A 26,778-nucleotide genomic window follows, 5' to 3' on the forward strand; every position below is an offset into this window, starting at 1 on the left:
TTCCTCGTCGGCACACTCTACCTGATCTTGAGGACAATTCGTCCCTGAACCGTGCGATTGGCCACGGCGCGCATGGCGTCCCCGGCCTCCTCCAAAGGGAGGACACGGTCGATATGCGGGCGGATTCGTCCGTCGGCCAACAATTGCATCAGAGTGACGTTCATGCGCGCGGCCTCCGCGGAAAACCTCTCCGCCCAGGCGCCGACGAAGACGCCGAAGATGGAATAGTTTTTCAGGAGCGGCAGGTTCATCGGGACCTGTGGAATCTCGCCGCTGGCGAAGCCGATCGGCAGCAGCCGTCCGCCCCATTTCATCAGCCGCGCCATCTGCTCGAAGACCGCGCCGCCGACATTGTCGAAGCCGACGTCGATGCCTTGTCCCGATGTGATCGACTTGATCCGGTCGCGCAGGTCCTCGCTGCGGTAGTTGACGATTTCGCTGGCGCCGTAACCGCGCACCAGGGCGGCCTTGTCATCGGAGCCGACACCGGCGACGACGCGCAGGCCGAAATGGCGGCCGAGGTCCACGGCGGCTAGTCCAACGCCGCCGGCAGCGCCGGTGATGAACACGGTTTCGCCGGCTTGCGCCCGTGCGCGCTCGACCAGCGCATAATAGGCCGTGCCGTAATTGTGCAGCACCGTCGCTGCCGCTTCGAACGCGACGCCGTCGGGCAGACGCACGCTCTTCGATTCCTTCGCGGTCATCCGTTCGGCGTAGCCGCCGGTCCAGCTGCTGCACGCCACCCGATCGCCCGGGGCGAATGCCGTGACCTTGTCGCCGAGCGCGACGACGATGCCGGATGCTTCCGTGCCGGGCACGAAGGGGGTCGGCGGACGCATCTGGTAAAGGCCCGAGACCATTAACTGATCCATGAAGCTCACGGACGCCGCGTGGACGTCGATGAGAATCTCGTCGCCGGCAGGCCTCGGCTCGTCGATCTCGCTGAGGCGCAAGTCCGCAGGGCCGGTGAACGAGCTGCACAGAACCGCTTTCATCGGGGTGCTCCAACGGGACGAGGCGATTTCCGATCGTCCGTCCGGCGGCGGGCGAAAAGGCGCGGCACCAGCATGGGAACGCGGCGGCGATAGTCCTGGTAGGTCGCGCCGAACTCGGCGATCAGATCCCGCTCCTCGAACTGCAACGCCACCAGGATGTAGGCCGTGTTCGCGAGCGTGAACAGCAAGTGGCCGGCGGTCATCGCGGGCGTCGCCCAGAACGCGAGCAGGAAGCCGAGCATGAGCGGATGCCGCACGATCTTGTAGAGCAGCGGCGTCCTGAAGGATTGACCTGATATCTCGGTCCCGCGGAACGCGACGAAAGCCTGACGCAGACCGAACAGATCGAAATGGTCGATCATGTGGGTCGAGGCAAACGCGATCAGCCAGCCGAGCCAATGCACGCCGATCAGCAACCAGGCCGCTATTCCGCTCGTTTGCCAGACCGGCGTCGGGATCGGACGCCACTGCCAGAACAGCAGCAGGAGGATCAGGCTGGAGAGCAGCACGTAGGTGCTGCGCTGGCAGGCCAGGGGAAGGAATTTGGCCCACCATCGTTTGAAGGCCGGGCGCGCCATGACGCTGTGCTGGATGGCAAACAGGCTCATCAGCAGCAGGTTGACGAGGATGGCCTCGCCCAGATTCGTGGGGCTGCCGACGTCGATCGACTTCGGCACGACATAATTGCCGACGAAACCGAGGGCGTAGAGAAATGAGACCGTGAATACGGCATAGCTCACGATGGCGTAGAGCAGGATTGCGAGGCGCGCGAACATGTTTTTTCCTATTGTGCGGACGGCGGCAGTGCCGCATGCAGGAGCCTCAATCGCTCACCGGCGAGCGGGCTCGATCTGACCCGACTGTTATCGCTGGACCGTCCCCTGAGCGTCCCCCGGCCGGGGAGGGAGGATTTCCATGACGGCCTTCTCGCTGGGAACATTTGGCTTCCCCGAGGTTCATGCCGACGACCGCCCGATCAAGCTGGCCTTACGCAAGGGTCTTGCGCTGCTGGTCTATGTCGCGGAGGCCAAGGGTGCTGTGGCGCGGGACGTCGTGGCCACGCTGCTGTGGCCCGAGAGCCCCGGCGAGACCGGACGTGCGCGATTGCGGCGGCTGCTTCACCGCATCGAGCAGACGCTCGGCCAGCCGGTGTTCGAGACTGATCGCGCCAGCGTGCGATGGTCACCCGCGATCGCGCTGAAAGTCGATACGCATCTGTTCGAGAGCGCCTGCGACCGCGGCGACTTTGAGCAGGCCTGCCGGATCTACCGGAGTGACTTCCTGGCCGGCTTCGCGCTGGACGACTGTCCCGAATTCGACGATTGGGCGTTCTTCCGCCGGGAGGCGCTGCGGGGGCGGCTCATGAACGCGCTGGAGCGGCTGGTGCAGGACAAGAACGCCGCGGGCGAGCATTTTGCCGCGACAGCGCATGCGGGACGTCTGGTCGAGCTCGATCCGCTCAGCGAAGTCTATGGCCGCCATCTGATCCGCAGCCTGCTGCTGGCCGGTGACCGAAGCGCGGCTGAGCGGCACCACGCGGCGCTGACGCAGCGGCTGCGCGACGAGCTCGGGGTTGCGCCGGAAGCCGAGACCGAAGCGCTGATGAGTCCCGCGGCGGCAGCGCTCGCCGTTCCGGCGACACGCTATGTGAAGGGCGCCGGCGTGCATCTGGCGTATCAGACCTATGGCAGCGGCCCGCTCGATATCCTGGTCATGCCCGGCTTCGTGTCGCATGTGGAGCGCGCCTGGGAGCATCCCGCGAGCCGGACGTTTCTGGCGTCGTTGATGAAGCTCGGGCGGCTGATCGTGTTCGATCGTCGCGGCATCGGGCTGTCCGACCGGGTCGGATCGGCCCCTGGCATCGACGTCACCGCGGAGGATATCGGCACGGTCCTGCGCGCGGCGAATGCGCGCCGCGTCGTGCTGTTCGGCGCCTCCGAGTGCGGGCCGGCCTGCATCAAATTTGCGGTCGATGAGCCGCGCCTCGTGGCCGGGCTCATCCTGTTCGGCGCCCTGGCCAAGGGCTGCTGGTCGCAGGACTATCCGCATGCGCTGCGCGCCAGCCAGTATGACGCCTGGCGCCAGCAGCTCGTCGCGCAATGGGGCGGTCCGGTCGGGATCGAAACTTTTGCGCCGAGCCTGGCTCGTGATGCCCAGGCGCGCGCCTGGTGGGCGGGGCTGCTGCGCGCGGCCTCGAGTCCCGGCGGCATCTCCGCCGTGCTGGAGGCGTTTCGCGACGCCGACGTGCGGCATCTCCTGGCGCAGATCGCCGTGCCGACGCTCGTGTTGCACCGGCGGGGCGACCGGGCGGTGCGGATCGCGGCCGGCCGCGACATCGCGAGCCGGATCAGCGGCGCGGAGTTCGTCGAGCTCGACGGCAACGATCACTGGTTCTTTGCCGGCGATCAGCAGCCGGTGCTGGCGGCGATCGGGGGATTTATGAAACGGACATTGTAGGGTGGGCAAAGCGAAGCGTGCCCACCATCTCGATCAACAAGGCCGCGAAGATCTGGTGGGCACGGCGCTTTGCGCCTTTTGCGCACCCTACGGGATCATGGCGAGCTTACACCGCCTCGAGCTGATCCGCGGCGCGCTTCTTCTTCGTCCTGGACTGGCCGAGCAGGGGGCCGGCCGTGAGCGCGGCCGTATCCGCCACGCCCGGGTCGCGCGAGATCATCGCTGCGACGATCGCGCCGTCGATGATGAGGCCGAGCTGGTGCGCGAGCACTGCGGGCTCGCTCGAGCCGAGCTCGCCGGCGAGCTTCTCGATGTGGCCGAGCACGATCTTCTTGTGCTTCAGCGCGATGTTGCGGAATTGTTTTGCGTCCTTGTCGTGCTCGCCGACGGCGTTGATGAAGGGGCAGCCGTAGAAGCGTTCCTCGGCGAACCAGCTCTTCAGCGCGGGGAAGATGCGCGTGAGTTTTGCCTGCGCGTCGCCGCCGCCTTGCTCCATGGCGCCGATGAACCATTCGCGCCACTGCTTGCCTTCGCTCTCCAGCACCGCGTTGACGAGGTTGGTCTTGGAGCCGAACAATTTATAGAGCGTGGTCTTGGCCGTGCCGGCTTCCTCGATGATCGCGTCGATGCCGGTGGCGTTTATGCCGTTCTTGCAGAACAGATGCGTCGCGGCGCTCAAGAGGCGCCCGCGCGCGGATTCGTCTTCGCCGGCACCGGCGTGGGGCGGAGATCTTCTTCGATGACGTCTTTGCCATGAGTCCAAACTTACCCGCAGCGACGCCGCATCAGCAAGCCGCATCTGTTCCGCGCTGAAAAGATTCGCAAAGCGCAACCCATCTGCATCGCCTTTGAGCAAGGGGCGGCTGATCAATCCGCAGGCAGCGCCGGCTAAGCGGCTCCAATGCTTCGCCTTTTGTTTTTGGCCGCCTCTGGCACGCTCCATGCGAGGAAACAGACCGTTCGGTATCCTGCCGATTTCCTCGGCTGCCAGGGAGAAAACTGATGACTGCCGTCGTTCAAAAGACCGTGCTGACGGGTTGCCTCGCGCCCATCGACAAGAATGGCCTCGAGCAACTGATCGCGAGCGGCAAGGCCAATCCAAAGGTCGTCAAGACCTTGAAATGCAAGACGGTCGCGGAAGGAAAATTCCGCCACGCCAACTACATCCGCAATCTGCAGCCCTACATCGTCGACGAGCCGCCGGGCCTTCTGGGTGACGATACCGCGCCCAATCCGTCGGAAGCCTCGCTCGCCGCGCTCGGCTCCTGCCTTGCGGTCGGCCTGCACGCCAACGCCGTGCATCGCGGCTGGATCGTCAACAAGCTCGAGCTCGAGCTCGAGGGCGACCTCAACATCACGGCCGTGTGGGGCACCGGCGATGTCTCCGACAAGCCCGTTGGCTTCACCGACGTGCGCGTCAAGGTCGACATGGAGTGCGAGGGCATCTCGCAGGACGAGATCAACGCGCTGGTCGCCCATGTGAAGAAATGGTCGCCTGTCGCCAACACCTTCACCCGTCCGGTCAATCTCGAGGTCGGCATCTAGGCTGACGGCAACAGGACAAGGTGCGGGAGGCGATCATGGGTTCACTGGCTTTATCGCGGGTCGACGTTTTGGATCAGCCCGCACCGTCCATTGCAGGCGAGGTAGCGCGGATCGCGCGCGAGCAGCTCGCGCCGCTCGCCGCCGGTATCGACGACGGCTCGGTCTATCCGGCCGAGGTGCTGCGCGAATTCGGCGCGGTCGGCGCGTGGGGCAGTCACATGCCGCACGAAGGTCCCGCGGATTTGCGCTGCGCCATCCAGGCGATGGCGGCGATCGGCGAGGTCTGCGCGCCACGGCGTTCATGGCCTGGTGCCAGAACACGCTGGTCTGGTACGCCGCCAACTCCACCAATATGAAGCTCGCGAGGCGCTTCGGCGATGCCTTCTCGACCGGCCGGGTGCTCGGCGGCACCGGGCTCTCCAATCCGATGAAGAGCTTCTTCGGCATCGAGAAGCTCAAGCTGAAAGGGCGGAAGGTCGAGGGCGGCTACATCGTCCGCGGCGCGCTGCCCTGGGTCTCCAATCTCGGCCCCGATCATTATTTCGGCACCATCTTCCAGTGCGAGGACGATCAGGGCATCGCAAGTGGCGAGCCCGGGACTGTGATGTTCCTGGCCGACTGCTCCGATCCCGCCATCACGCTCACGCCCTGCAAGCCGTTCCTCGCCATGGACGGCACCGGCACCTATGGCGTGCAGTTCCGCGACGTCTTCGTGCCGGACGAGCTGATCCTCGCCGATCCCGCAGGTCCCTTCGTCAAGAAGATCCGCGCCGGCTTCATCCTGCTCCAGGCCGGCATGGCGCTCGGCGTTATCAGGGATTGCATCAACATCATGGACGAGGTCGGCGGTCCCCTCGGCCACATCAACCGTTATTTGCCGCAGCAGCCGGTGCACTTCCGCGACCTCGCCGCCGAGCTCGAGGCCGAGACCATGGCGCTGGCGCGCGATCCCTACAATGCGGAGGAGACCTATTGGCGCAAGGTGATCGCGCTCCGCCTGCGCGCCGGCGAAGCCAGCGTCGCGGCGGCGCATGCGGCGATGCTGCATTGTGGCGCGCGCGGCTATCTCAAAAGCCACCGCGCGCAGCGACGCCTGCGCGAGGCCTATTTCGTCGCGATCGTCACGCCTGCCACCAAGCAGCTGCGCAAGATGCTCGCCGATTCCTGATCTTTGCGAGTCCACCCGAAGACCCCCAACCTCAACGGAGAGGCTGCCATGACTGACGTTCTGATTACTGCCGTCGAACTCGCCGATCTCTTGAAGCTAGAGCCGTGTGTCGTCATCGACACCCGCAACCCCGATGCCTATGCCGCAGGCCACCTGCCGGGCGCCGTCAACGTGCACGAGATTTTCACGTTCCTCGCGACCTCGACGCCTGAGGGCATGACTGAACTGAAGACGAAATTCGCCGACGCGTTCGGCGCCGCCGGTCTCTCCGGCAAGGAGACGGCCGTGATCTACGAGCAGTCGATGAACTCGGGCTTCGGCCAGTCCTGCCGCGGCTATTACCTGCTCACCATGCTCGGCTATCCCAAGGTCAAGGTGCTGCATGGCGGCTTCGATGCCTGGTCGGCCGCGGGCTTCCCGGTGACGAAGGACGTGCCGACGCCGGCCAAGGCTTCGTTCGCGATCGTGCCTGAGGCGGGCGAGATCCTGATCGATGCGAAGACCATGCTTGGCGCCGTCGGCAAGCCCGGCATCGCCATCCTCGACGTGCGCGATGTCGACGAGTGGATCGGCGACAGCTCGTCTCCTTATGGAAAGGATTTCTGCCCGCGCAAGGGCCGTATCCCCGGCGCGGTGTGGCTGGAATGGTACCGCATGATGAAGCCGACTGCCGAAGGCCCGCGCTTCAAGTCCAAGGACGAGATCTTGGCGGAATGCGCCACCGTCGGCATCTCGCAGTCCACACCGGTCTATCTCTACTGCTTCAAGGGGGCGCGGGCCTCGAACACGTTTCTGGCGCTGAAGAACGCCGGCGTGAAGGACGTGCGGATGTATTTCGGTTCCTGGAACGAATGGTCGCGCGATCCCTCGCTGCCGATCGAGCAGCGGCTGCCGATCGCATCCGAGGTGACGACCAAGGCGGCGTGAGTGTCGCTACGTGATTGTCGCTAACCGAAGGCCCGCGGACGGGACGCGATCCCCAGCGCCTTGATCCGCGAGGCCAGCGTGGTCGGCTTGATATCAAGCATCTCCGCCGCGCCGCCGGGGCCGAAGACTTTTCCGGCGCAGGCCTCGAGCGCGGCGAGAATATTGGCGCGCTCGTGATCGCGCATCTCCGCTGACGTCATGACCGCGGGCCGCGCGTCGGCCTTCTGGCGCGCGGTGCCGGCCGGAGCTGGCGCGCCGGAGGTATCAGGCAGGTCGATGCGCAGGCGGCCGTTCTGCGACAGGATCGCGGCGCGCTCGATCACGTTCTGCAATTCGCGGACATTGCCGGGCCAGTCGTAGCGCGTGAGCCGCCGCGCATCGCCTTCCGACAGGCGCAAATTCGATTTCAGCGCCTTGCCCTCGCGCGTCAGAAAATGCTGGGCGAGCAGGGGAATGTCCTCGCGCCGCTCGCGCAAGGGCACCGTCTCGATCGGAAACACGTTGAGGCGGAAATAGAGGTCCTCGCGAAAACGTCCGCGCTGGACCTCCTGCTTGAGGTCGCGGTTGGTCGCGGCGATGACGCGGACGTCGACCGCGCGGGTGCGCTCCTGGCCGACACGCTCGAAATTGCCTTCCTGCAACACGCGCAGCAGCTTGCCTTGCAATTCGAGCGGGATCTCGCCGACCTCGTCGAGGAACAGCGTGCCGCCGTCGGCGAGCTCGAACCGGCCGATGCGGTCGCGCGTCGCGCCGGTGAAGGCGCCGCGGACATGGCCGAAGAACTCGCTCTCGAACAATTCGCGCGGGATCGCGGCGCAGTTGACGCGGATCAGCGGCCGGTCGCTGCGGGTGGAATCCTCGTGGATGGCGCGGGCGATCAGCTCCTTGCCGGTGCCGGACTCGCCGGTGATCATCACCGCCGCGGTGGTCGGCGCCACCAGCTTGACCTGGCGCAGCGTCTTCTGGATCGCCTCGCTCTGGCCGATGATGCCGCGCGGGTTGGTCTCGATGCGGATTTCTTCCTGGAGATAGGCGTTCTCGAGCTCGAGCCGCTCACGCAGGCGGTCGACCTCGGTGAGCGCGGCGTGCAGCTTCTCGTCGGCCTCGCGGCGCTGGCTGACGTCGCGAAACACCACGACGGCGCCGACCACGACGCCGCGGTCGCGGATCGGGGTGGAGGTGTATTCGACCCAGGCCGGCGAGCCGTCCTTGCGCCAAAACACCTCGCCGTCGACCTGAGGCACGGCGCCGTCGCGGAACGCCGCGTAAATGGGGCAGTCGTGGTTGTGATAGTGCCGGCCGTCGTGATGGGTATGGTGGACGATCGGGTGGATCTCCTTGCCGACCAGCTCCTCGGCGGTCCAGCCCAGCATGCGTTCGGCCGCGGGATTGACGAAGGTGGTCTTGCCTTCCGCGTTCACGCCATAGATGCCCTCGCCGGCGGCGCGCAGGATCAGCTGGTTCTCGCGCTCGATGTCCTGGAACACCCGCTCGACCCGCTGCCAGGTCGAGATGCCGCTGCGCATGTGGTCTTCGGCGGCGGCATCGACATTGCGGCGCCGGCGCGCGTCGAGATCGGTCAGGGTGAGCTGCACCAGCGTGCGGCCGTCATGGGGCAGCACGCAGCCGGCATATTCCAGCCGGAGATTTTGCCCGGTGGCATGGCGGGGGGTGAGCACCGTGGTCCAATAGGCGCCCTTGTGCAGCACGGCCTGGGTGAACACGGTCAGGGCCGGAAGCTCGCCGGCGTGCAGGGTGCTCGCCCTGGTCTGCCGCAGCAGCGCGCGGTCGTAGCCGAGCAGGGCGCAGGCGGCCGGATTGGCATCGATGATCTGGTCGGCATAGGGATCGACCAGCAGCGTGGCCTCGACCGAGGACTCGAACGCGGCGACGCGCGGATCGATCGCCTCGGCGGTATCATCGGAAACGAGCATTGGCGTCGTTGCCATCACGAAATCTCGTAATCGAACTACGAATTCTCGTTTATCACGATTTTTCGTAGCGACCAAGTGTGATGAAAAGCGCTGCGTCATCAAGGCACTGGCCGACCGAAAGGCGATGGCATGCTCCTTGCGTAACTCCTTCTGCAATGACGCGCAGGAGGTCCGATGTCCACGTTCGACAATCCGTTTGATCCCAATCGCAACCTTCGAGCCGGCTGTGCCTGCGGCCAGCACCAGTCCGCGGCGGAGCACGAGCAGGCCACGGCGTTGCGCTGCGCGCAGATCGAGAGTGAGGAGAAGCGCTACGAGGGCATCGTCGCCTCCGCCGTGATGCGCGCGATGTTTCCGCAGGACGTGGCCCGGCGCGCCTTCCTGAAATCGGTCGGCGCATCGACCGCACTCGCCGCACTGTCGCAGTTCTTCCCGCTTCAGACCGCGACCGAGGTCTTCGCGCAGGCCGGCACGCCGGAGAAGAAGGACCTCAAGGTCGGCTTCATCCCGATCACCTGCGCGACGCCGATCATCATGGCGGCGCCGATGGGCTTCTATGCCAAGCACGGCCTCAATGTCGAAGTGGTGAAGACCGCCGGCTGGGCCGTGATCCGCGACAAGACCATCAACAAGGAATACGACGCAGCTCACATGCTGGCGCCGATGCCGATCGCGATCTCGCTGGGGCTTGGCGCCAACGCGATTCCGTTTGCAGTGCCTGCGATCGAGAACATCAACGGGCAGGGCATCGTTCTGGCGACCAAGCACAAGGACAAGCGCGATCCGAAGGACTGGAAGGGCCTGAAATTCGCGATCCCCTTCGACTACTCCATGCACAATTATCTGCTGCGCTACTATCTCGCCGAGCACGGGCTCGACCCCGATACCGACGTGCAGTTGCGCTCGGTGCCGCCGCCGGAGATGGTCGCGAACCTCCGCGCCGACAACATCGACGGCTTCCTCGCGCCCGACAACATCTGCCAGCGCGCGATCTATGACGGCGTCGGCTTCATGCACCTGCTCTCGAAGGAGATCTGGGACGGCCATCCCTGCTGCAGCTTTGCCGCCAGCCGCGAATTCATCGCCACGGCGCCGAACAGCTTTGCCGCGCTGACGCGCGCCATCGTCGATGCCACCGCCTACGCGTCGAAGGCGGAGAACCGCAAGCAGATCGCGGAGGCCATCGCGCCCGCCAACTACATCAACGCGCCGGTCACGGTGCTGGAGCAGGTCCTGACCGGCACCTATGCCGACGGCCTCGGCGGCGTGAAGACCGACGCCAAGCGCGTCGATTTCGATCCGTTCCCCTGGCAGTCGTTTGCGGTGTGGATGCTGACGCAGATGAAGCGCTGGGGCCAGATCAAGGGCGACGTCGACTACAAGGCGGTGGCCGAGCAGGTGTATCTGGCGACCGACACCAAGAAGCTGATGACCGAGATGGGCCTGTCGCCGCCGGCAACCGCGTACAAATCGTTCGCGGTGATGGGCAAGACGTTCGATCCGGCAAAGCCCGAGGACTACCTCGCGAGCTTCAAGATCAGGAAGGCGTCGTGATGGGCGCTCTCTCTTCACCTCTCCCCGCTTGCGGGGAGAGGTCGATCGCGAAGCGATCGGGTGAGGGGGACTCTCCGCGAGTCCAACTCTCACCTCCCTTGCGGAGGGCCCCCCTCACCCCAACCCCGCAAGCGGGGAGAGGGAGATGAGCACCAACCTCCGCCTCCGCGCCGGCCTCGTCTCGATCGTGCTGCTGGCCGCGTTCCTCGGCATCTGGCATCTCGCCACGCGCTCGACGGCGCCGGTCGCCACGATGAGCCCGGAATACGCCAAGCTGATGGGCCTGACCGCGACGCAGGGCAAATCCGCCATGCCTGGGCCGCTCGATGTCGGCGCCAAGCTGTGGGAGCACCTGAGGCGGCCGTTCTACGACAACGGGCCCAACGACAAGGGGCTCGGCATCCAGCTTGCCTATTCGATCGCGCGGGTCGGCACCGGTTATCTGCTCGCCGTGCTCGTCGCCATTCCACTCGGCTTTTTGATCGGCATGTCGCCGTTGCTGAGCAAGGCGCTCGACCCCTTCATCCAGGTCTTGAAGCCGATCTCGCCGCTCGCCTGGATGCCGCTGGCGCTCTACACCATCAAGGATTCCTCGATCTCGGCAATCTTCGTGATCTTCATCTGCTCGATCTGGCCGATGCTGCTCAATACCGTGTTTGGCGTTGCCAGCGTGCGCAAGGAATGGATCAACGTCGCGCGCACGTTCGAGGTCGGCACCATCAGGCGCGCCTTCACGGTGATCCTCCCCGCAGCGGCGCCGACGATCCTGACCGGCATGCGCATTTCCATCGGCATCGCCTGGCTCGTGATCGTCGCGGCCGAAATGCTCGTCGGCGGCACCGGCATCGGCTACTTCGTCTGGAACGAATGGAACAACCTCTCGATCACCAACGTCATCATAGCGATCCTCTTGATCGGGATCGTCGGCATGCTGCTCGACCAGATCCTCGCGCGCTTCACGCGCATGGTCACGTTTCCGGAGTAGGGGCCGATGACCGACAAATTCATCTCCATCGAAGGCATCGCAAAACGCTATCCGGGTGCGGGCGGTGCCACGACCACCGTGTTCGAGAATCTCTGGCTGTCGATGCCGCGGGGCGAGTTCTGCTGCGTGATCGGCCATTCCGGCTGCGGCAAGACCACCGTGCTCAACATTCTCGCCGGCCTCGATGCGCCGAGCGAGGGTGCGGTTATCGTGGACGGGCAGGCGATCTCGGGCACCAGCCTCGACCGCGCCGTGATCTTCCAGAGCCACGCGCTGCTGCCCTGGCGCACCGTGCTCGGCAACGTCGCCTATGCCGTGAGCTCGAAATGGCGGAGCTGGGATCGGGCGAAGGTCAAGGCGCATGCGCAAACCTTCATCGATCTCGTGGGCCTGACGGGTTCGGAGCACAAGCGTCCCTCGGAACTCTCCGGCGGCATGAAGCAGCGCGTCGGTATTGCCCGTGCGCTCTCGATCACGCCGAAAATGATGCTGATGGACGAGCCGTTCTCGGCGCTGGACGCGCTGACGCGCGGCACGCTTCAGGACGAGGTGCGGCGCATCTGTCTGGAGACCGGGCAGACCGCGTTCATGATCACCCACGACGTGGACGAGGCGATCTATCTCGCCGACAAGATCTTCCTGATGACCAACGGGCCCGGCGCGGTGCTGGCCGAGGTCGTTGAAAATCCGCTGCCGAAGGATCGCGGCCGCACCGATCTGCATCGCCATCCTCTGTACTATGCGCTGCGCAACCACATAATCGATTTCCTGGTGACGCGCAGCAAGACATTCGCGGCCGAGAAGCCCGATCACGATCCGCGCAACGTGCCCGTGGTGCATATCGGCAAGCCCGGACTGACGGTCGCAACTGGCGGCGAAGAGCAACGACAGACTTGGACACCCGGGACCAGTCCCGGACTCACTGCCTAAAAAGGAGACCCTGACATGAAACGCGAAGACCTCACCGAGAAGCTGCTCGACATCAAGCGCGAGAAGGGCTGGAGCTGGAAATACATTTGCGAGCAGATCGGCGGCTATGCGGAGGTGCTGATCGTCGGCGCGATCCTCGGCCAGATGAAACTGACAAAACCCCAGGCCGCCAACGCCGGCGAGCTGTTCGGCCTGTCGAAGGCCGAGACCGCGATGCTCAACGAGGTGCCGATGCGCGGCACTGGCACGCCGATGCCGCCGACCGATCCCTTGATCTACCGCTTCTACGAGATGGTGATGGTGAACGGCCCGGCCTGGAAGGCGCTGATCGAGGAGGAATTCGGCGACGGCATCATGTCGGCGATCGACTTCGACATGGGGATCGAGCGCGTCGCCAACCCCAAGGGCGACCGCGTCAAGATCACCATGAGCGGCAAGTTCCTGCCGTACAAATATTACGGCGCCAGCGGCAACGTGCCGGAGTATGGCTTCAAGGAGGGGTGATCTCCCGCTCCGTCATTCCGGGACGATGCGAAGCATCGGACCCGGAATCTCGAGATTCCGGGTTCGGTCCTCACGGACCGCCCCGGAATGACTACGAGTGTGGGACGCGCGCGGCGCTACTTCCCCGCTTTCACCTCGGCCGCGGCCACAGCGAGCAACTCGCTCATCTTGGCGCGAATCGCCTGCTCGGTGACGACGACGCTCTTGGTGGCGAAATCGGCCATGAGCTTGCGCAGGACGTCGGCGTCGCCAGCTTCCTCGAAATCGGCCGCGACCACCTCCTTGGCGTAGGCCGTGGCGGCTTCCCCTGATATGCCGAGCTTTTCCGCGGCCCACAGCCCGAGCAGCCGGTTGCGGCGGGCCTCCGCCTTGAACTTCTGCTCCTCGTCGAGGGCAAACTTCTTCTCAAAGCCTTCCTCGCGCTTGTTGATCTCGCTCATGCCTTTTTTAATTCCCTGCTGACTGGACCCGGCGGCCCTCGTTGCGAGAGCCCCGGCGCATGCCTAGATAAGGAGCACGAATCGGCAAAACAACGAGCCGTTAAGCCGCAGGCAAAACGGTATAAGTTGGTGCCGGACGGCCGGATCGATTGTGCTCGGACAGCCAATCGGATAGGTTGCCTAAAGGCTTGGTTCCCGTTCTGTTTCTACGGGTTCCCGGCTGTTCACGGCAGCTCCGCTGTGGGTCGTAATCCTAGTCAACCGGAGCACACCAAATTCATGGATTTCAACAAAACACGGTACATCCCAATGAGCCGTCGGCGTCGCATTTATGAAGGCAAGGCAAAGGTTCTTTACGAAGGCCCGGAGCCCGGTACCCTGATCCAGCACTTCAAGGATGACGCCACCGCGTTCAATGCGAAAAAGCATCAGGTGATCGAGGGCAAGGGTGTCCTCAACAACCGGATCTCGGAGTACCTGTTTCAGCACCTCAACGACATCGGGGTGCCGACCCACTTCATCCGCCGCCTCAACATGCGCGAGCAGTTGATTCGCGAGGTCGAGATCGTGCCGCTGGAAGTGGTGGTGCGGAACGTTGCCGCCGGCTCGCTGTCGCAGCGCCTCGGCATTGAGGAGGGCACGCAGCTGCCCCGTTCGATCATCGAATTCTACTACAAGAACGACCAGCTCAACGACCCCATGGTGTCGGAAGAGCACATCACCGCCTTCGGCTGGGCGACGCCCCAGGAGATCGACGACATCATGGCGCTCGCCATCCGCGTCAACGACTTCCTCACCGGCCTCTTCCTCGGCATCGGCATCCGCCTCGTCGACTTCAAGATGGAGTGCGGGCGGCTGTTCGAGAACGAGATGATGCGGATCATCGTCGCCGACGAGATCTCGCCGGATTCCTGCCGCCTGTGGGACATCAAGTCGAACGAGAAGCTCGACAAGGATCGTTTCCGCCGGGATCTCGGCGGGCTGCTGGAGGCCTATACCGAAGTTGCAAAGCGCCTCGGCATCCTCATGGAGAACGAGCGTCCGGCGGGCTCCGGCCCGGTGCTGGTGAAGAGCTAAAGGGGTTTTCGACGTGAAGGCACGTGTCACCGTTACCTTGAAAACGGGCATCCTCGATCCGCAAGGCAAGGCCATCGAAGGCGCGCTGAAGTCGCTCGGCGTCGAGGGCGTCGCCAGCGTCCGCCAGGGCAAGGTGTTCGACATCGAGCTCGCCGGCGCCGACAAGGCCAAGGCAGAGGCGGCGCTGAAGGAGGCCGCCGACAAGCTGCTGGCGAACACCGTGATCGAGAACTACCGGGTCGAGATCGTTTAGCCCTGCCTTGTCGCCCCTCATGGTGAGGAGGCGCGAAATGCGCCGTCTCAAACCATGCAGGCCCGGCTCTCGCACCTTGGCCTTCATCCTTCGAGAGGCGCGCAGAGGGCGCGCTCCTCAGGATGAGGAGCTACGTCTACGTTCGCGCTCACAGCCACCCGACGCGGCGGAAGCGCCAGTACAACCCGAGGCAGGCGAGCGCCATCAATCCCAACACGATGAAGTAGCCGTATTCCAGCTGCAGCTCCGGGATGTACTTGAAGTTCATCCCGTAGATGCCGGCGACTGCGGTCGGGACGGCCAGGATCGCGAGCCACGAGGCGAGCTTCTTGGAGACCGCCGTCTCCTGCGCCTGGCCCACCAGCAGGCTTGCTTCGAAGGCGAAGGCCAGCACCTCGCGCATGGAATCGATGCGCTCCTGGATGTTCCTGACGTGGTCGGTGACGTCGCGGAACAGCGGTTGCATTGTCGCGCGCACCATCGCCAGCTCGTCATGCTCCAGACGGCGGCAGACCTCCACCAGCGGGCCGATCGCATTCCTGAGCCGCAGCAGGTCGCGGCGCAGCATGTAGAGCCGCTCGATCTGCGCCTTGCTGATCGGCTTGGAGAGCACGTCGTCCTCGATGCCCTCGACCTCGTCGTGGATGCTCTCGAGCACCGGCGAGTAGTTGTCGACGATGAAATCGAGGATGGCGTAGAGGATGTAGTCCTCGCCGCGCGCGAGCGCCCGCGGGCAGCTTTCGCAGCGCTCGCGTACCGGCGTGTAGGAGGTCGAGGCGCCATGGCGAACCGAGACCAGATAGCCTTCGCCGACGAAAATGTGCGTCTCGCCGAAGGCGATCCGGCCCTCGATCAGCTGCGCCGTCCGCGCCACGATGAACAGGGCCTCGCCGTATTGCTCGATCTTGGGCCGCTGGTGGGCGTGGGCGGCGTCCTCGATCGCGAGATCGTGCAGGTCGAACTGCTTCTGCACGGCGCCGAGCAGGGCCGTGTCCGGCTCGTGCAGCCCGATCCAGACCACGTGGCCGGGCTTGGCCCGCCAGCTCGAGGCCTCGCTGATGGCGATGTTGGCGACGCGCCGGCCGTCGACATAGAACGTGAGTCGTGATTCAAGGTCGGGATGATACCCGAAGCAAGAGAAGTCCACCTTTCGAGGAAAGATCGCAAGGTGCTTGAGGCGTGCTGTCGCTCACCGGTGACGTTGCAGCGCGATTTGAAGCGGGCGCGGATAGTTCTGTTGGCGGCGGATGGGCGCAGCACCCGGTCGATCGCCAAGGAAGTTGGGGTCCAGCCGCGGATTGTCAGCCTTTGGCGGCATCGCTATGCCGACCATGGCCTTGAAGGGCTGCAAGACAAGCCGCGGCCTGGCAAGCAGCCGATCTATACGAAGACGACCGACAAGCGGATTCTGAAGCTGCTGGATAAGCCGCCACCGCAAGGGTTTGCGCGCTGGACCGGCCCCCTGCTGGCCGAGGCGCTGGGCGATGTCGATGTCCAATATGTCTGGCGGTTCCTGCGCAGCCACAAGATTGACCTGGTGGCTCGCAAGTCCTGGTGCGAGAGCAACGACCCGAACTTTACGGCCAAAGCCGCCGATGTTGTCGGCCTCTATGTCGCGCCGCCGGCGAAGGCCATTGTGCTGTGCGTGGACGAGAAGCCCTCGATCCAGGCTTTGGAGCGAGCGCAGGGTTATCTGAAGTTGCCCAATGGCCGCGCCTTGACCGGCCAAAGCCACGATTACAAGCGGCATGGCACCACAACATTGTTTGCGGCGCTCGAAGTCGCCACCGGAAAGATCATCGCGACCCATTCAAAACGCCGGCGCCGCGTCGAGTTTCTCGATTTCATGAACAGCGTCACCGCGGCTTTTCCGAACCGCAAGCTTCACGTCATCCTCGACAACCTCAACACCCATAAAAAGAACGAGGACTGGCTCAAGGCCCACCCCAACGTGCAATTTCATTTCACGCCGACAAGTGCGTCATGGCTCAATCAGGTCGAAGTATGGTTTTCCATCTTGCAGGGGCAGTCGCTCAGCGGCACCTCCTTCACGAGCCTCAAGCAGCTTCAGGAACACATCGATGCCTACGTCAACGCATACAACGACAGAGCCGAGCCCTTCGTCTGGACCAAGAAAAAGGTCCGTCAACGCCGTTTCAAAGGCCGCCGTATCACTCAGCTCTGATTCCGGGTAATAGGCACCCGCGGCGACGACGCCCTCGGTGGACACCGGCTGGGAGGAGGATGCAGGCAGCGACGGGACGTTCATGGCTGCAATCCCGGGCAAAATCGTCAGGCAAAAGCGCCGTGGCTATGGCCTGTGTACAAGGCCGTCCGGCGAGGCTAGCACTGGTAAAATCCCCGTCAAATGGCTATGTCTCTGCACGAATTGGCCCTTTGGCCAGCCCGATTCCCGTCACCGTCGGAACCCCTGCCATGAAAGCCGCCATCCTCGTCTTTCCCGGAATCAACCGCGAGCGCGACATGGCGCGCGCGCTGAGGCTGATCTCCGGCAGCGAGCCCGCGATGGTCTGGCACGCCGAGACGTCGCTGCCCGCAGGCACCGATCTCGTGGTCGTCCCCGGCGGCTTCTCCTATGGCGATTACCTGCGCTGTGGCGCAATCGCCGCGCGTGCGCCGGTGATGGATGCTGTGCGCGACTATGCGGCGAAGGGCGGCCTCGTGCTCGGCGTCTGCAACGGCTTTCAGATCCTCTGCGAGTCCGGCCTGCTGCCCGGCGTCTTGATGCGCAATGCGCGGCTGAAATTCATCTGCCGCGACGTGCATCTGCGCGTCGAGCGTTCCGACACGCCGTTCACCCGTGGCTACAATGCCGGCCAGGTGATCCGCGTGCCCGTCGCCCATGGCGAGGGCAATTACGAGGCGGACGAAGAGACCATCAAGCGGCTCGAAGGCGAGGGGCGGGTGCTCTACCGCTATTGCTCGGCCGAGGGCGTGGTCGACGAGGTCGCCAACATCAACGGCGCGGCGCATTCGATCGCCGGCATCGTCAACGACAAGGGCAATGTGCTCGGCATGATGCCGCATCCGGAAAACCACGTCGAAGACATCATGGGCTGCACTGACGGCCGCGGCCTGTTCGCCGGTCTCGCCCAGCATCTGGAAAAGGCCGCGTGATTTCACCCGTGTTGAAGCGGCTGTCGGTCGCTGCCGCCGTCGCTGCGTTCGCTACGGCCGCGTTCGCCCAGGATTTCCCCAAGCGTCCGATCACCATGATCGTGCCGTTCGCGGCCGGCGGCACCTCGGACGTGATCGCGCGCACCGTCGCCGAGCAGATGAGCGTCGCGCTCGGCCAGACCATCGTGATCGAGAACGTTGCGGGTGCCGGCGGTTCGACCGCGCTGGCGCGCGCCTCACGCGCCGAGCCCGACGGCTACACGATTGCGATCGGTAATGCCGGCACCAATGCCGCGACCTACACGATCTATCCGAAGCTGCCGTTTACGCCGGACTCCTTCGTGCCGATCGCGATGGTGGCGAAGACGTTCGGCATCATCGCGCTGCGCAAGGATTTTCCGGCGAAGGATCTCAAGGAGTTCATCGCCTACGCCAAGGCCAATCCGGCCAAGATCAATCTCGGCCATGCCGGCGTCGGCTCCTCGAACTATCTGATCTGCAAGAGCTTCGTCACCGCCGCCGGGATCGACGCGACGCTGGTCGGCTATCGCGGCGCAGCCCCTGCGCTGACCGATGCGATCGGCAGCCAGATCGACGGCGTCTGCGACGCGGCGGCCTCGGTCTCGCAGTCGATCAACGAGAAGCTGGTGAGGGGACTCGTGGTCGGCTCGACCGTACGGCTCGCGACGTTGCCGGACCTGCCGACGTCGTCTGAAGCCGGGCTGCCGGAGTTCGAGGCGCAGGGCTGGAACGGCCTGTTCGCGCCCAAGGGCACGCCGCCGGCCGTCATCGCCAGGCTGAATGCGGCGGCGCGCACCGCGGTCGAGACCGATGCGGTCAAGAAGCGCTTTGCCGACCTGTCGACCGTCGCGCCCGACGACAACGAGCATACGCCGGAGCTGCTTCAGCAACTGGTGACGCGCGACGTCGAGAAATACCGGAAGATGCTGGCGGACGACGCCAAGCAATAGCGCCTCGCGCTAGCGCCGCTTCAGCCGCTCCGCCGGCACCGTCATCGCGGCGACGCCGGCCATGACCAGCAGCAGGCCCAGCGCCAGGTTCGAGGGCACGCTTTCGCCGAGCAGCAGCACGGAAAGGCCGACGCCGATCGGGATGCGCAAATAGCCTTGCGCGTTCGTGGTAAGCGTGCCGAGCCGGCCGAGGCAGACGTAGAACAGCATCAACCCCAACGCGCTGGAGACGATGCCCATGACGATGGTGGCGACGATCGCCTGAAACGTCGGGTGCAGCGTCCAGGGCTGATCGATGATCAGCGAGGGCGGGAGCAGGATGAGGCCGCCGAACAGCAGCGAGCCGGCCGCCACCACCATCGGGTCGTAGTCGGATAGCCGGAGGCCGAAGATCGTCGCGCAGGCAAAGGAGATGGTGGCGAGCAGGATCGCGATCTCCGCGACGATCTCGCGGCCGAAGCCGCCGAGCGCATCGAGGCCGACGATGGCGACGGTGCCGGCGAGGCCGAGGATCGCGCCCGCGAGCTTCAACAGCGTGGCCGGCTCGTGCCGCGTGATCAGCGAGGTGATCAGGAAGGCGAAGATCGGCGTAGTCGAGGCCAGCACCACCGTGTTGGACGCCGGCACATATTGCTGCGACCAGGTGATGACCAGGAACGGGAAGGTCGAGTTGATCAGCTGCTGGGTTGCGAACAGCTTCCAGGCCTTCGCATCGGTCGGGATCCTGACGCCTCGTATCCACAGGATCGCGAACAGGAAGGCGGCCGCGATCAGCGAACGCGCCGAGATGAAGGTGATGGGCGGAATGGTGTCCAGCGCGAGCTTGGCCAGCGGATAAGTGGAGCTCCAGCAGCAGGCGAGCGCGAACAGCAGCGCATAGTCGCGCCAGCTGCGTGCGCCGGTGGCGGCCATGGACGACAGCGGCGTTGATGCGGACGCCGTCGTGCGACCCGCCCCCGATGTGCTCTGCGGCACCTTGTTCTTGCTCCCCGGCGCGACCGCGCTTCTCGCAAGTCTGGGCGAGGGGGCGCCAAAAGGGAAGGCGTCGAGCTATGCGTTTGGCTGAGGGAGCGACTTCCGCTTGGCCCGCTTGATCGTCCCGGAAAAGGTGAACAGCAGGCGCTCGCCGGAGGCCATCTGCCCGCGCAGGAAGATCAGCGAACCACCGGCGCGGGTGACCTCGCCGGTGCACTCGATCAGCTCGCCCTCATGCCCGGCATCCAGGAACTCGCAGGCGAAATTGACCGTCACGCCGCGGCCGTTCAGCGCGTTCCGGCCGATCGCGAACAGGCAGTAGTCGGCGAAGGCCATGAAGCAGCCGCCATGGACGTTGCCGGAGCCGTTCAGGTGCTTCTTTTCGACCCGGAAGGCGCAGCGGACGCTGCCGTCCGCCTCCAGGCGGTGCCAGAAGGGGCCGATATGGTTCTCAAAGCTGTCCCTGATCCAGGTCTGCCAGCCCTTGAACTCACCCTCGGTCGCGACATGCAGCTCGGGGCGGGGCGGGGCAGCCATTTTGGTCAATTCGTGCAAGGAAATGGGCCTTCAATTGCGGGTCTTCAGCCCTTAAATCCGATCCGTCCGCGCCGTGCAATTCCCGTTCCCGCACCCCTCGGCCGCAAAACGTGGGACAGTGGGAAAATGCGCCATAAAGGGCTTTTCGCGAGGCCCCGATCTTCCTAAGAACGGCAAAACGCCGTCGAAAGCCCCGAATCCATGAAGAACGAACCCAAGATCACCCCCGAACTGGTTGCCGCCCACGGGCTCAAGCCCGACGAGTACGAGCGCATCCTGAAGCTGATCGGGCGGGAGCCGACCTTCACCGAGCTCGGCATCTTCTCGGCGATGTGGAACGAGCACTGCTCGTACAAATCCTCGCGCATCCATCTCCGCGGCCTGCCGACCAAGGCGCCCTGGGTGATCCAGGGCCCCGGCGAGAATGCCGGCGTGATCGACATCGGCGACGGCCAGGCCGTGGTCTTCAAGATGGAGAGCCACAACCACCCGAGCTACATCGAGCCCTACCAGGGCGCAACCACCGGCGTCGGCGGCATTTTGCGCGACGTCTTCACGATGGGCGCACGGCCGATCGCCTGCCTCAATGCGCTGAGCTTCGGCGCGCCCGAGCATGCCAAGACCCGGCACCTCGTCTCCGGCGTCGTCGCCGGCGTCGGCGGCTACGGCAATTCCTTCGGCGTGCCGACGGTCGGCGGCCAGGTCCGTTTCCACACCCGTTATGACGGCAACATCCTCGTCAACGCGATGGCCGTGGGCCTCGCCGATGCCGACAAGATCTTCTATGCGGCCGCCTCCGGCGTGAACATGCCGATCGTCTATCTGGGCTCCAAGACCGGCCGCGACGGCATCCACGGCGCCTCGATGGCCTCGGCCGAGTTTGACGACAAGTCCGAGGAGAAGCGCCCCACCGTGCAGGTCGGCGATCCCTTCGCCGAGAAGCTGCTGCTGGAAGCCTGTCTCGAGATCATGGAGAAGGGCTGCGTCATCGCGATCCAGGACATGGGCGCGGCGGGGCTCACCTGCTCTGCAGTCGAGATGGGCGCCAAGGGCGACCTCGGGGTCGATCTCGATCTCGACGCGGTGCCGACCCGCGAGACCGGCATGAGCGCCTACGAGATGATGCTCTCGGAGAGCCAGGAGCGCATGCTCATGGTGCTCAAGCCCGAGAAGGAGCAGGAAGCCGAGGCCATCTTCAAGAAGTGGGGGCTCGACTTCGCCGTGGTCGGCTACACCACGCCGAGCAAGCGTTTCGTGGTCAAGCATGGCGGCGACGTCATGGCCGACCTGCCGATCAAGGAGCTCGGCGACGAGGCGCCGCTCTATGACCGGCCGCATGTCCCCTCCGCCGCGCTGCCGGTCGTGCACGCGCGCGAGGTGACGGCACCGATGGGCGTAGGTAGCGCGCTGGAGAAGCTGATCGGCACGCCCGACATGTGCTCTAAGCGCTGGGTCTGGGAGCAGTACGACCACGTCATCCTCGGCAACACCATGCAGCGCCCCGGCGGCGATGCCGCCGTGGTGCGCGTGCAGGACGGCCCGAAGGGCCTGGCGCTGACCGTCGACGTCACGCCGCGCTATTGCGAGGCCGATCCGTTCGAGGGCGGCAAGCAGGCGGTGGCGGAAGCCTGGCGCAACATCACCGCGGTCGGCGGCAAGCCGCTCGCGATCACCGACAATCTCAATTTCGGCAATCCTGAACGGCCCGAGATCATGGGCCAGTTCGTCGGCTGCCTGAAGGGCATCTCGGAAGCCTGCCGCACGCTGGACTTCCCGGTCGTCTCCGGCAACGTCTCGCTCTACAACGAGACCAACGGCCGCGCGATCCTGCCGACGCCCTCGATCGGCGGCGTCGGTCTGCTCGACGATTTCACCAAGTCCGCTTCGCTCGCCTTCAAGGCCGAGGGCGAGGCGATCCTCTTGATCGGCGAGACCCATGGCTGGCTCGGCCAGTCGGTGTACCTGCGCGACGTCTGCGGTCGCGAGGAGGGCGCGCCGCCGCCGGTCGACCTCGCTGCCGAGAAGCGCAACGGCGACTGCGTGCGCGGCATGATCCATGCGGGCACCGCGACCGCCGTGCACGACCTCTCGGACGGTGGCCTCCTGATCGCGCTCGCCGAGATGGCGATGGCGAGCGGCATCGGCGCAAAGCTGCTGGCGGCACCGACGGCGCTCGTGTCGCAGGCCTATTGGTTCGGCGAGGACCAGGCGCGCTATCTCGTCACCGTGCCGGAAACGGAGGCCGGCCGCGTGCTCGCCAAGATGCGCGGCTGCGAGGTGCCCTGCGTGCGGATCGGCACCACCGGGGGCGATGCGATCGCGATCGCCGGCGAAGCGCCGGTAATGATCGATACGCTGCGCACCTCGTTCGAGCGCTGGCTGCCGGAGTATATGGGCGGGAAGGCGGCCTAGCGACGCCATCTCCCCGTCATTGCGAGGAGCGAAGCGACGAAGCAATCCACACTGCTGCCTGCGGTGAGATGGATTGCTTCGCTGCGCTCGGAATGACGATAGAAGGCCGGTGCCGTTTCCTCAAAGCACCTTCGTCGCGCCCGGGATCTGCCGCAACGCTCGCGTCAGCGCCCAGCTCGCCGCGACTGTCAGTACAAACCCGAGCGTGGCCTTGACGATCGCCGGCAGGTCGTAGTCGAACAGCCAGTATTGCAGCCACAGTGCGATCGGATAGTGCACCAGGAACATGCCGTACGCGTCGCTCTGCATTGGATCGAGCAGCTTGGCTGAGCCTGATTGCTTGAACCTCTGGAAAAAGGCCAGGATCAGAAACATGATGGCGACGCTGAAGACAGTGAAGCAGATGGCATAGAGCGCTTCATACCAGTCCGGCAACGGCGACGGGTTGCCCAGGATTTCGCGCTTGATGAAGATCAGCACCCACAAGAGGCAATAGGGAACGATCGCCAGTACCATCCAGTCCCAGCTGACCCTCGCCATCCGGCCGTCTGCAGCGAGCAGCCCGCGATCCATTTGCGCAACGCCGATGCCGGCACCGAAAAAGAAATAGGTCGCGTAGAGCATCACGCGCCCGTGCTGGACCGAGAACGGCCCGAACTCGAACCAACTGCCTGCTCCGAAGTGAACCCGCCCGGGAATGTAGAACGCCGCGGTGACGGCAAGCATAACCGCGAAGAACACGGCGGGCCGACGGCGACCATATAGCGAGAGGCGATTGATCGGATCGAGCAGATTGGGCGACAGCCGGTGCAACAGGCAGGCAACCAGGTCGAAGGCGAACAAGACCCAAAGGAACCAGATCGGCCCGCTCGGCCACGGGCCCTTCGTGACCATATTCCACCAGAACTCCGAAAAGCCGATCTCGGGATGGTGCCGCAGGGAGATCGCGTAATAGGCGAGCGGAATGACCGTAAGGGCGCAGATCGCGAAGGGTAAGCCCAGCCGAAGCAGGCGATCTGCCAAATAGCTCCGCGCTCCCTTCCGGGCGATACCAGACCAGGCGAACAGTCCCGACAGGAAGAAGAACATCGCCATGAAGAAACTGTCGGTGGCGAGCACGATCATGTCGAAGCCGAAGAAGTACTTCGGATCGGTATGACCGAAATAAGTATAGGGGATCACCGCGTGATGCAGCAGCACCACCAGTGTCAGGAAGGTGCGGGCGCGATCGAGCGACACATTGCGCGTCTTGCTCTTCGGCGCGGCGTGAGCCTCTGCACCGATCGTCGCTGAATGTGACATCGTCATCATGGCCGCCCCGGTCTTGCTCCTGTCCCGGCCAGACTGTGCCGCCGGGAACCCGATTCAGCAAGGGCAGTCTGTGCTGCGCCTTGACCCTGCTGTGCCGTTAGGAACCAGTTCCGTGCAGCGAAGTTAGCATCCGCGCATTGGAGGGCCGCGGTGCGGCGCCCAAGTCGGAGTTGGCGATGACGATCCTGAAATGGGCGCTGATCTTTCTCTTGGTCTCGATCGTGGCTGGCGTGCTCGGCTTCACCGGCATCTCGGCCGCCTCCGCCGACATCGCCCGCTTCCTGTTCTACGTCTTCGTCGTGATCTTCCTGGTGCTGCTGATATTGGGGCTCACGATCTTCAGGGCGTAGCTTTCCGGGGCGGTCCGCAGGACCGAACCCGGAATCTCGAGATTCCGGGTTCGCGTCTGCGACGCGCCCCGGAATGACGCCGCCTCCAGACTACCCCACTTCCTCGATCTTCACCTTGTCCGGATAGAAGGCGAGGTGGCCGGAAATCTCCGTCATCGCGGGGAAGGGCGTTTCATAGGTCCAGATCGCGTTGTCGAGCGTCTTGCCGTCGGCCTTGATGCTGTAATAGCTCGCGTCGCCCTTGTAGGGGCAATGGGTGACACGGTCGGTGCGCTCCAGCAGCGTCATGTTGGCATCCTGTCGCGGTACATATTGCACCGCCGGATATTTGGCCTCCTTCAGCGTCAGCGCCTTGCTGGTCTCGGCGATCACGATGTCGCCCGCCGTGACGCGGACGCGCTTCGGGTTTGGGGTGATGGTGATGGGGTGGTCGGGCCCTGGAAGCTTCATGATTTCACGCCTTTTCGATCAATCTGCCGCGCGCGGCACTTTGTCGTGCCTTTATCCTGATGGGATCAGGGATATAGTGCCTGAGTGCGTGACGTAGAAGGCCGTTCACGCTAAGTTTGGCCCTGCCGGTCCGGGGACCCCGGCAGCGATTCGACGACGAGGCTGATCTCAGCCGAGATAAGGAGCAAGACCCGAATGCCCATGGACGCCCACGATATCGAGGCGATGATCAAGGCAGCGATCCCCGATGCCGAGGTGACGATCCGTGACCTCGCCGGCGATGGCGACCACTATGCCGCGACCGTGATCTCGGAATCCTTCCGCGGCAAGTCCCGCGTCCAGCAGCACCAGATCGTCTATCAGTCCCTGCGCGGCCAGATGGGCGGCGTGCTGCATGCGCTGGCGCTGCAAACCGGGGTACCCGGCACCTGACCTGATCGCAGCGGGGACCGATGATGGCTGCGGACAATCCGCGCGGCGCGATGTTTCGCGTCATCCTGCCGAACCAGCCCAGCCGCGTCACCAATGCCGAGCTGTTCTTCGATCTCGTCTTCGTCTTTGCCGTCACGCAGGTGTCGCACACGCTGCTGCACCATTTCACGCCGCTCGGCGCCGTCGAGGTCACGCTGCTGTTCCTGGCGGTGTGGTGGGTGTGGGTCTACACCGCCTGGGTCACCAACTGGCTCAATCCCGATCTGACGCCGGTCCGAATCCTGATCTTCCTGATGATGCTGGGCGGCCTCGTGCTGTCGACGACGATCCCGACCGCCTTCGATGGCCGCGGTCTCTGGTTCGCGATCGCCTACGCAACCATGCAGGTCGGACGCACCGCGTTCTGGCTGTTCGCAACCCCGCGCCACCGCACGGAAGTGCGGCACAACGCGATCCGCATCCTGGTCTGGCTCTCCGGCTCCGCGATCTTCTGGATTCTCGGCGGCCTCGCGCACGGGGAGGAGAGGCTGTGGTTCTGGATCGTGGCGCTCTCGATCGAATACGTCTCGCCCGCCGTGCGATTCTGGGTGCCGAAGCTGGGGTTCTCCTCGGTCGAAGCCTGGGCCGTCGAGGGCGGCCACATGGCCGAGCGCTGCGCCGGCTTCATCATCATCGCGCTCGGCGAGGCCGTCGTCGTCAACGGCGCGACCTTTGCCGAGTTGGAGTGGACCGCGGACAACATCCTGGCCTTCGTCTCGGCGCTCACCGGCGCCATCGCGATGTGGTGGATCTATTTCCACAAGGGCGCGGAGGCCGGCTCCGAGCGCATCTCGAAATCCGCAGAATCCGGCCGGCTGGCGCGGCTCGCCTACACCTATCTGCACATGCCGATCGTCGCCGGCATCATCCTGACCGCGGTGTCGGACGAACTGGTGCTGAAGCATCCGACCGGCCATTCCGACGTCCGCACCATCGTGAGCACGATCGGCGGCCCGCTGGTGTTCCTGGTCGGCACGATCCTGTTCAAGCACGCGATCCGCGGCTTCCTCCAGCTCTCGCACGGCATCGGCATCATCCTGCTCGCGGCGCTGTGGTGGTTCGCGGCGGAGCTCTCGCCGCTATGGCTGTCGGTCGCGACCACGGTGATCATGATTGTGGTCGCGGTGTGGGAATCGGTGTCGCTGGGATCGAAGCCCGAAGAGGCCGAGGAGCACTGAAGCACGGCAGGCCGGAGGGCGTCGTACGTGGCCTCGCGGAGCGGTCCGAGCGCGCGCCTCGTCCTTCGAGACGACCGCTCCGCGATGTCCTGAGGATGAGGCTAATCGGCCTCGGTGCTCCTCGAAACTGCTGCCGCGCACTCCGTCCTCATCCTGAGGAGCCCGCCCGAAGGCGGCCGTCTCGAAGGATGCGCCGCAGGGAAACCGCCTATATTG

The 26,778-nt window shown here is 64.8% G+C and carries 26 protein-coding genes and 1 pseudogene; 17 read left to right on the plus strand and 10 right to left on the minus strand.

Translation table 11 applies throughout. The features are described from left to right. Window positions 1-17: 17 nt before the first annotated feature. Together ACFLEY_RS15325 and mddA are read right to left on the minus strand one after the other, a co-directional pair. A complete protein-coding gene (locus tag ACFLEY_RS15325) occupies window positions 18-995 on the minus strand; it encodes an NADPH:quinone oxidoreductase family protein (protein ID WP_396604678.1) in 978 nt (325 codons plus the stop codon). Beyond that, window positions 992-1,771, minus strand: coding sequence for a methanethiol S-methyltransferase (gene mddA, locus ACFLEY_RS15330; RefSeq protein ID WP_060908158.1), 780 nt, complete (start codon window positions 1,769-1,771; stop codon window positions 992-994). The genes ACFLEY_RS15325 and mddA overlap by 4 nt, the downstream gene beginning before the upstream one ends. A 139-nt stretch (window positions 1,772-1,910) precedes the next feature. On the opposite strand from mddA, the gene ACFLEY_RS15335 reads away from it, so the two are divergent. After that, entirely contained in the window at window positions 1,911-3,452 is a 1,542-nt protein-coding gene (locus ACFLEY_RS15335; RefSeq protein WP_060908157.1) for an alpha/beta fold hydrolase, read from the plus strand. A gap of 106 nt (window positions 3,453-3,558) precedes the next feature. Here ACFLEY_RS15335 and ACFLEY_RS15340 read toward each other — a convergent pair whose 3' ends face one another. Further along, on the minus strand, window positions 3,559-4,251 hold the full coding sequence (locus ACFLEY_RS15340; RefSeq protein WP_396604679.1) for a TetR/AcrR family transcriptional regulator: 693 nt from the start codon (window positions 4,249-4,251) through the stop codon (window positions 3,559-3,561). A gap of 203 nt (window positions 4,252-4,454) precedes the next feature. On the opposite strand from ACFLEY_RS15340, the gene ACFLEY_RS15345 reads away from it, so the two are divergent. From ACFLEY_RS15345 to ACFLEY_RS15355, 3 genes and pseudogenes are all read left to right on the plus strand, one after another. Then, the gene (locus tag ACFLEY_RS15345; RefSeq protein ID WP_011088482.1) at window positions 4,455-4,997 is read left to right on the plus strand and encodes an OsmC family protein; all 543 of its coding nucleotides are present in this window, start codon (window positions 4,455-4,457) and stop codon (window positions 4,995-4,997) included. Window positions 4,998-5,032: 35 nt separating this feature from the next. After that, window positions 5,033-6,165, plus strand: a pseudogene (locus tag ACFLEY_RS15350) (acyl-CoA dehydrogenase family protein). A 48-nt stretch (window positions 6,166-6,213) separates the two neighbouring features. Next, window positions 6,214-7,092: a sulfurtransferase gene (locus ACFLEY_RS15355; protein ID WP_211433998.1), complete on the plus strand. Its 879-nt coding sequence runs from the start codon at window positions 6,214-6,216 to the stop codon at window positions 7,090-7,092. Window positions 7,093-7,112: 20 nt separating this feature from the next. On the opposite strand, the gene ACFLEY_RS15360 is transcribed toward ACFLEY_RS15355, so the two are convergent. Then, entirely contained in the window at window positions 7,113-9,041 is a 1,929-nt protein-coding gene (locus tag ACFLEY_RS15360) for a sigma 54-interacting transcriptional regulator (protein ID WP_060908155.1), read from the minus strand. Between the two features lie 159 nt (window positions 9,042-9,200). Between ACFLEY_RS15360 and ACFLEY_RS15365 the strand changes: the two genes are divergently transcribed. From ACFLEY_RS15365 to cynS, 4 genes are all read left to right on the plus strand, one after another. Further along, window positions 9,201-10,580 carry a CmpA/NrtA family ABC transporter substrate-binding protein gene (locus ACFLEY_RS15365; protein ID WP_060908154.1) on the plus strand — a complete coding sequence of 460 codons (1,380 nt, stop codon included), beginning with the start codon at window positions 9,201-9,203 and terminating at the stop codon, window positions 10,578-10,580. Window positions 10,581-10,725: 145 nt separating this feature from the next. After that, window positions 10,726-11,565, plus strand: coding sequence for a nitrate ABC transporter permease (gene ntrB, locus ACFLEY_RS15370; protein WP_060908153.1), 840 nt, complete (start codon window positions 10,726-10,728; stop codon window positions 11,563-11,565). 6 nt (window positions 11,566-11,571) lie between these two features. After that, window positions 11,572-12,495: an ABC transporter ATP-binding protein gene (locus ACFLEY_RS15375; protein WP_011088476.1), complete on the plus strand. Its 924-nt coding sequence runs from the start codon at window positions 11,572-11,574 to the stop codon at window positions 12,493-12,495. A gap of 15 nt (window positions 12,496-12,510) precedes the next feature. Further along, window positions 12,511-12,999, plus strand: coding sequence for a cyanase (gene cynS, locus ACFLEY_RS15380; RefSeq protein ID WP_011088475.1), 489 nt, complete (start codon window positions 12,511-12,513; stop codon window positions 12,997-12,999). Between the two features lie 116 nt (window positions 13,000-13,115). Here cynS and ACFLEY_RS15385 read toward each other — a convergent pair whose 3' ends face one another. Next, a complete protein-coding gene (locus tag ACFLEY_RS15385; RefSeq protein ID WP_060908152.1) occupies window positions 13,116-13,439 on the minus strand; it encodes a DUF1476 domain-containing protein in 324 nt (107 codons plus the stop codon). A 309-nt stretch (window positions 13,440-13,748) separates the two neighbouring features. On the opposite strand from ACFLEY_RS15385, the gene purC reads away from it, so the two are divergent. Then, window positions 13,749-14,516 carry a phosphoribosylaminoimidazolesuccinocarboxamide synthase gene (gene purC, locus ACFLEY_RS15390; protein WP_008974302.1) on the plus strand — a complete coding sequence of 256 codons (768 nt, stop codon included), beginning with the start codon at window positions 13,749-13,751 and terminating at the stop codon, window positions 14,514-14,516. Window positions 14,517-14,529: 13 nt separating this feature from the next. Next, window positions 14,530-14,769: a phosphoribosylformylglycinamidine synthase subunit PurS gene (purS, locus tag ACFLEY_RS15395; protein WP_060908151.1), complete on the plus strand. Its 240-nt coding sequence runs from the start codon at window positions 14,530-14,532 to the stop codon at window positions 14,767-14,769. Between the two features lie 148 nt (window positions 14,770-14,917). Here purS and ACFLEY_RS15400 read toward each other — a convergent pair whose 3' ends face one another. After that, the gene (locus ACFLEY_RS15400; RefSeq protein WP_060908150.1) at window positions 14,918-15,916 is read right to left on the minus strand and encodes a magnesium and cobalt transport protein CorA; all 999 of its coding nucleotides are present in this window, start codon (window positions 15,914-15,916) and stop codon (window positions 14,918-14,920) included. On the opposite strand from ACFLEY_RS15400, the gene ACFLEY_RS15405 reads away from it, so the two are divergent. The 3 genes from ACFLEY_RS15405 (at window position 15,890) to ACFLEY_RS15415 (ending at window position 18,878) form a co-directional block, all read left to right on the plus strand. Beyond that, the gene (locus tag ACFLEY_RS15405; protein ID WP_026192128.1) at window positions 15,890-16,954 is read left to right on the plus strand and encodes an IS630-like element ISRj1 family transposase; all 1,065 of its coding nucleotides are present in this window, start codon (window positions 15,890-15,892) and stop codon (window positions 16,952-16,954) included. The two genes, ACFLEY_RS15400 and ACFLEY_RS15405, sit on opposite strands and share 27 nt — an antisense overlap. Before the next feature lie 251 nt (window positions 16,955-17,205). Continuing rightward, window positions 17,206-17,907 (plus strand): phosphoribosylformylglycinamidine synthase subunit PurQ, encoded by a 702-nt coding sequence (gene purQ / locus ACFLEY_RS15410; protein ID WP_060908149.1) that lies wholly within the window; start codon window positions 17,206-17,208, stop codon window positions 17,905-17,907. Then, window positions 17,904-18,878, plus strand: a complete 975-nt coding sequence (locus ACFLEY_RS15415; RefSeq protein WP_060908148.1) for a tripartite tricarboxylate transporter substrate binding protein BugD — start codon at window positions 17,904-17,906, stop codon at window positions 18,876-18,878. Before purQ ends, ACFLEY_RS15415 begins: the two co-directional genes overlap by 4 nt. A gap of 9 nt (window positions 18,879-18,887) precedes the next feature. Here ACFLEY_RS15415 and ACFLEY_RS15420 read toward each other — a convergent pair whose 3' ends face one another. After that, a complete protein-coding gene (locus tag ACFLEY_RS15420; protein WP_060908147.1) occupies window positions 18,888-19,853 on the minus strand; it encodes a DMT family transporter in 966 nt (321 codons plus the stop codon). A gap of 75 nt (window positions 19,854-19,928) precedes the next feature. After that, complete coding sequence (locus tag ACFLEY_RS15425; protein WP_060908146.1) at window positions 19,929-20,408, minus strand: PaaI family thioesterase; 480 nt, start codon at window positions 20,406-20,408, stop codon at window positions 19,929-19,931. 183 nt (window positions 20,409-20,591) lie between these two features. Here ACFLEY_RS15425 and purL point away from each other — a divergent pair, with 183 nt between their 5' ends. Further along, window positions 20,592-22,802 carry a phosphoribosylformylglycinamidine synthase subunit PurL gene (gene purL, locus ACFLEY_RS15430; protein WP_060908145.1) on the plus strand — a complete coding sequence of 737 codons (2,211 nt, stop codon included), beginning with the start codon at window positions 20,592-20,594 and terminating at the stop codon, window positions 22,800-22,802. Between the two features lie 120 nt (window positions 22,803-22,922). On the opposite strand, the gene ACFLEY_RS15435 is transcribed toward purL, so the two are convergent. Beyond that, the gene (locus ACFLEY_RS15435; RefSeq protein WP_060908144.1) at window positions 22,923-24,113 is read right to left on the minus strand and encodes an acyltransferase; all 1,191 of its coding nucleotides are present in this window, start codon (window positions 24,111-24,113) and stop codon (window positions 22,923-22,925) included. A gap of 176 nt (window positions 24,114-24,289) precedes the next feature. Between ACFLEY_RS15435 and ACFLEY_RS15440 the strand changes: the two genes are divergently transcribed. Next, window positions 24,290-24,463 (plus strand): DUF1328 domain-containing protein, encoded by a 174-nt coding sequence (locus tag ACFLEY_RS15440; RefSeq protein WP_007612121.1) that lies wholly within the window; start codon window positions 24,290-24,292, stop codon window positions 24,461-24,463. A gap of 90 nt (window positions 24,464-24,553) precedes the next feature. Here ACFLEY_RS15440 and ACFLEY_RS15445 read toward each other — a convergent pair whose 3' ends face one another. Next, the gene (locus ACFLEY_RS15445; RefSeq protein WP_028173372.1) at window positions 24,554-24,913 is read right to left on the minus strand and encodes a DUF427 domain-containing protein; all 360 of its coding nucleotides are present in this window, start codon (window positions 24,911-24,913) and stop codon (window positions 24,554-24,556) included. Between the two features lie 195 nt (window positions 24,914-25,108). Here ACFLEY_RS15445 and ACFLEY_RS15450 point away from each other — a divergent pair, with 195 nt between their 5' ends. Both ACFLEY_RS15450 and ACFLEY_RS15455 read left to right on the plus strand, forming a co-directional pair. Beyond that, window positions 25,109-25,345, plus strand: coding sequence for a BolA family protein (locus tag ACFLEY_RS15450; protein ID WP_011088461.1), 237 nt, complete (start codon window positions 25,109-25,111; stop codon window positions 25,343-25,345). A gap of 23 nt (window positions 25,346-25,368) precedes the next feature. Further along, on the plus strand, window positions 25,369-26,562 hold the full coding sequence (locus tag ACFLEY_RS15455) for a low temperature requirement protein A (RefSeq protein WP_028173373.1): 1,194 nt from the start codon (window positions 25,369-25,371) through the stop codon (window positions 26,560-26,562). Window positions 26,563-26,778 lie beyond the last annotated feature (216 nt).

The sequence above is a fragment of the Bradyrhizobium sp. YCK136 genome, assembly GCF_044570075.1.
GTDB lineage: Bacteria > Pseudomonadota > Alphaproteobacteria > Rhizobiales > Xanthobacteraceae > Bradyrhizobium > Bradyrhizobium diazoefficiens.

Coding starts and splice junctions, on each gene's coding strand:
- ACFLEY_RS15325 (WP_396604678.1), bottom strand. CDS start 995: ATGAAAGCGGTTCTGTGCAGCTCGTTCACCGGCCCTGCGGACTTGCGC.
- mddA (WP_060908158.1), bottom strand. CDS start 1,771: ATGTTCGCGCGCCTCGCAATCCTGCTCTACGCCATCGTGAGCTATGCC.
- ACFLEY_RS15335 (WP_060908157.1), top strand. CDS start 1,911: ATGACGGCCTTCTCGCTGGGAACATTTGGCTTCCCCGAGGTTCATGCC.
- ACFLEY_RS15340 (WP_396604679.1), bottom strand. CDS start 4,251: ATGCGGCTTGCTGATGCGGCGTCGCTGCGGGTAAGTTTGGACTCATGG.
- ACFLEY_RS15345 (WP_011088482.1), top strand. CDS start 4,455: ATGACTGCCGTCGTTCAAAAGACCGTGCTGACGGGTTGCCTCGCGCCC.
- ACFLEY_RS15355 (WP_211433998.1), top strand. CDS start 6,214: ATGACTGACGTTCTGATTACTGCCGTCGAACTCGCCGATCTCTTGAAG.
- ACFLEY_RS15360 (WP_060908155.1), bottom strand. CDS start 9,041: ATGGCAACGACGCCAATGCTCGTTTCCGATGATACCGCCGAGGCGATC.
- ACFLEY_RS15365 (WP_060908154.1), top strand. CDS start 9,201: ATGTCCACGTTCGACAATCCGTTTGATCCCAATCGCAACCTTCGAGCC.
- ntrB (WP_060908153.1), top strand. CDS start 10,726: ATGAGCACCAACCTCCGCCTCCGCGCCGGCCTCGTCTCGATCGTGCTG.
- ACFLEY_RS15375 (WP_011088476.1), top strand. CDS start 11,572: ATGACCGACAAATTCATCTCCATCGAAGGCATCGCAAAACGCTATCCG.
- cynS (WP_011088475.1), top strand. CDS start 12,511: ATGAAACGCGAAGACCTCACCGAGAAGCTGCTCGACATCAAGCGCGAG.
- ACFLEY_RS15385 (WP_060908152.1), bottom strand. CDS start 13,439: ATGAGCGAGATCAACAAGCGCGAGGAAGGCTTTGAGAAGAAGTTTGCC.
- purC (WP_008974302.1), top strand. CDS start 13,749: ATGAGCCGTCGGCGTCGCATTTATGAAGGCAAGGCAAAGGTTCTTTAC.
- ACFLEY_RS15405 (WP_026192128.1), top strand. CDS start 15,890: ATGATACCCGAAGCAAGAGAAGTCCACCTTTCGAGGAAAGATCGCAAG.
- purQ (WP_060908149.1), top strand. CDS start 17,206: ATGAAAGCCGCCATCCTCGTCTTTCCCGGAATCAACCGCGAGCGCGAC.
- purL (WP_060908145.1), top strand. CDS start 20,592: ATGAAGAACGAACCCAAGATCACCCCCGAACTGGTTGCCGCCCACGGG.
- ACFLEY_RS15435 (WP_060908144.1), bottom strand. CDS start 24,113: ATGATGACGATGTCACATTCAGCGACGATCGGTGCAGAGGCTCACGCC.
- ACFLEY_RS15440 (WP_007612121.1), top strand. CDS start 24,290: ATGACGATCCTGAAATGGGCGCTGATCTTTCTCTTGGTCTCGATCGTG.
- ACFLEY_RS15445 (WP_028173372.1), bottom strand. CDS start 24,913: ATGAAGCTTCCAGGGCCCGACCACCCCATCACCATCACCCCAAACCCG.
- ACFLEY_RS15450 (WP_011088461.1), top strand. CDS start 25,109: ATGCCCATGGACGCCCACGATATCGAGGCGATGATCAAGGCAGCGATC.
- ACFLEY_RS15455 (WP_028173373.1), top strand. CDS start 25,369: ATGGCTGCGGACAATCCGCGCGGCGCGATGTTTCGCGTCATCCTGCCG.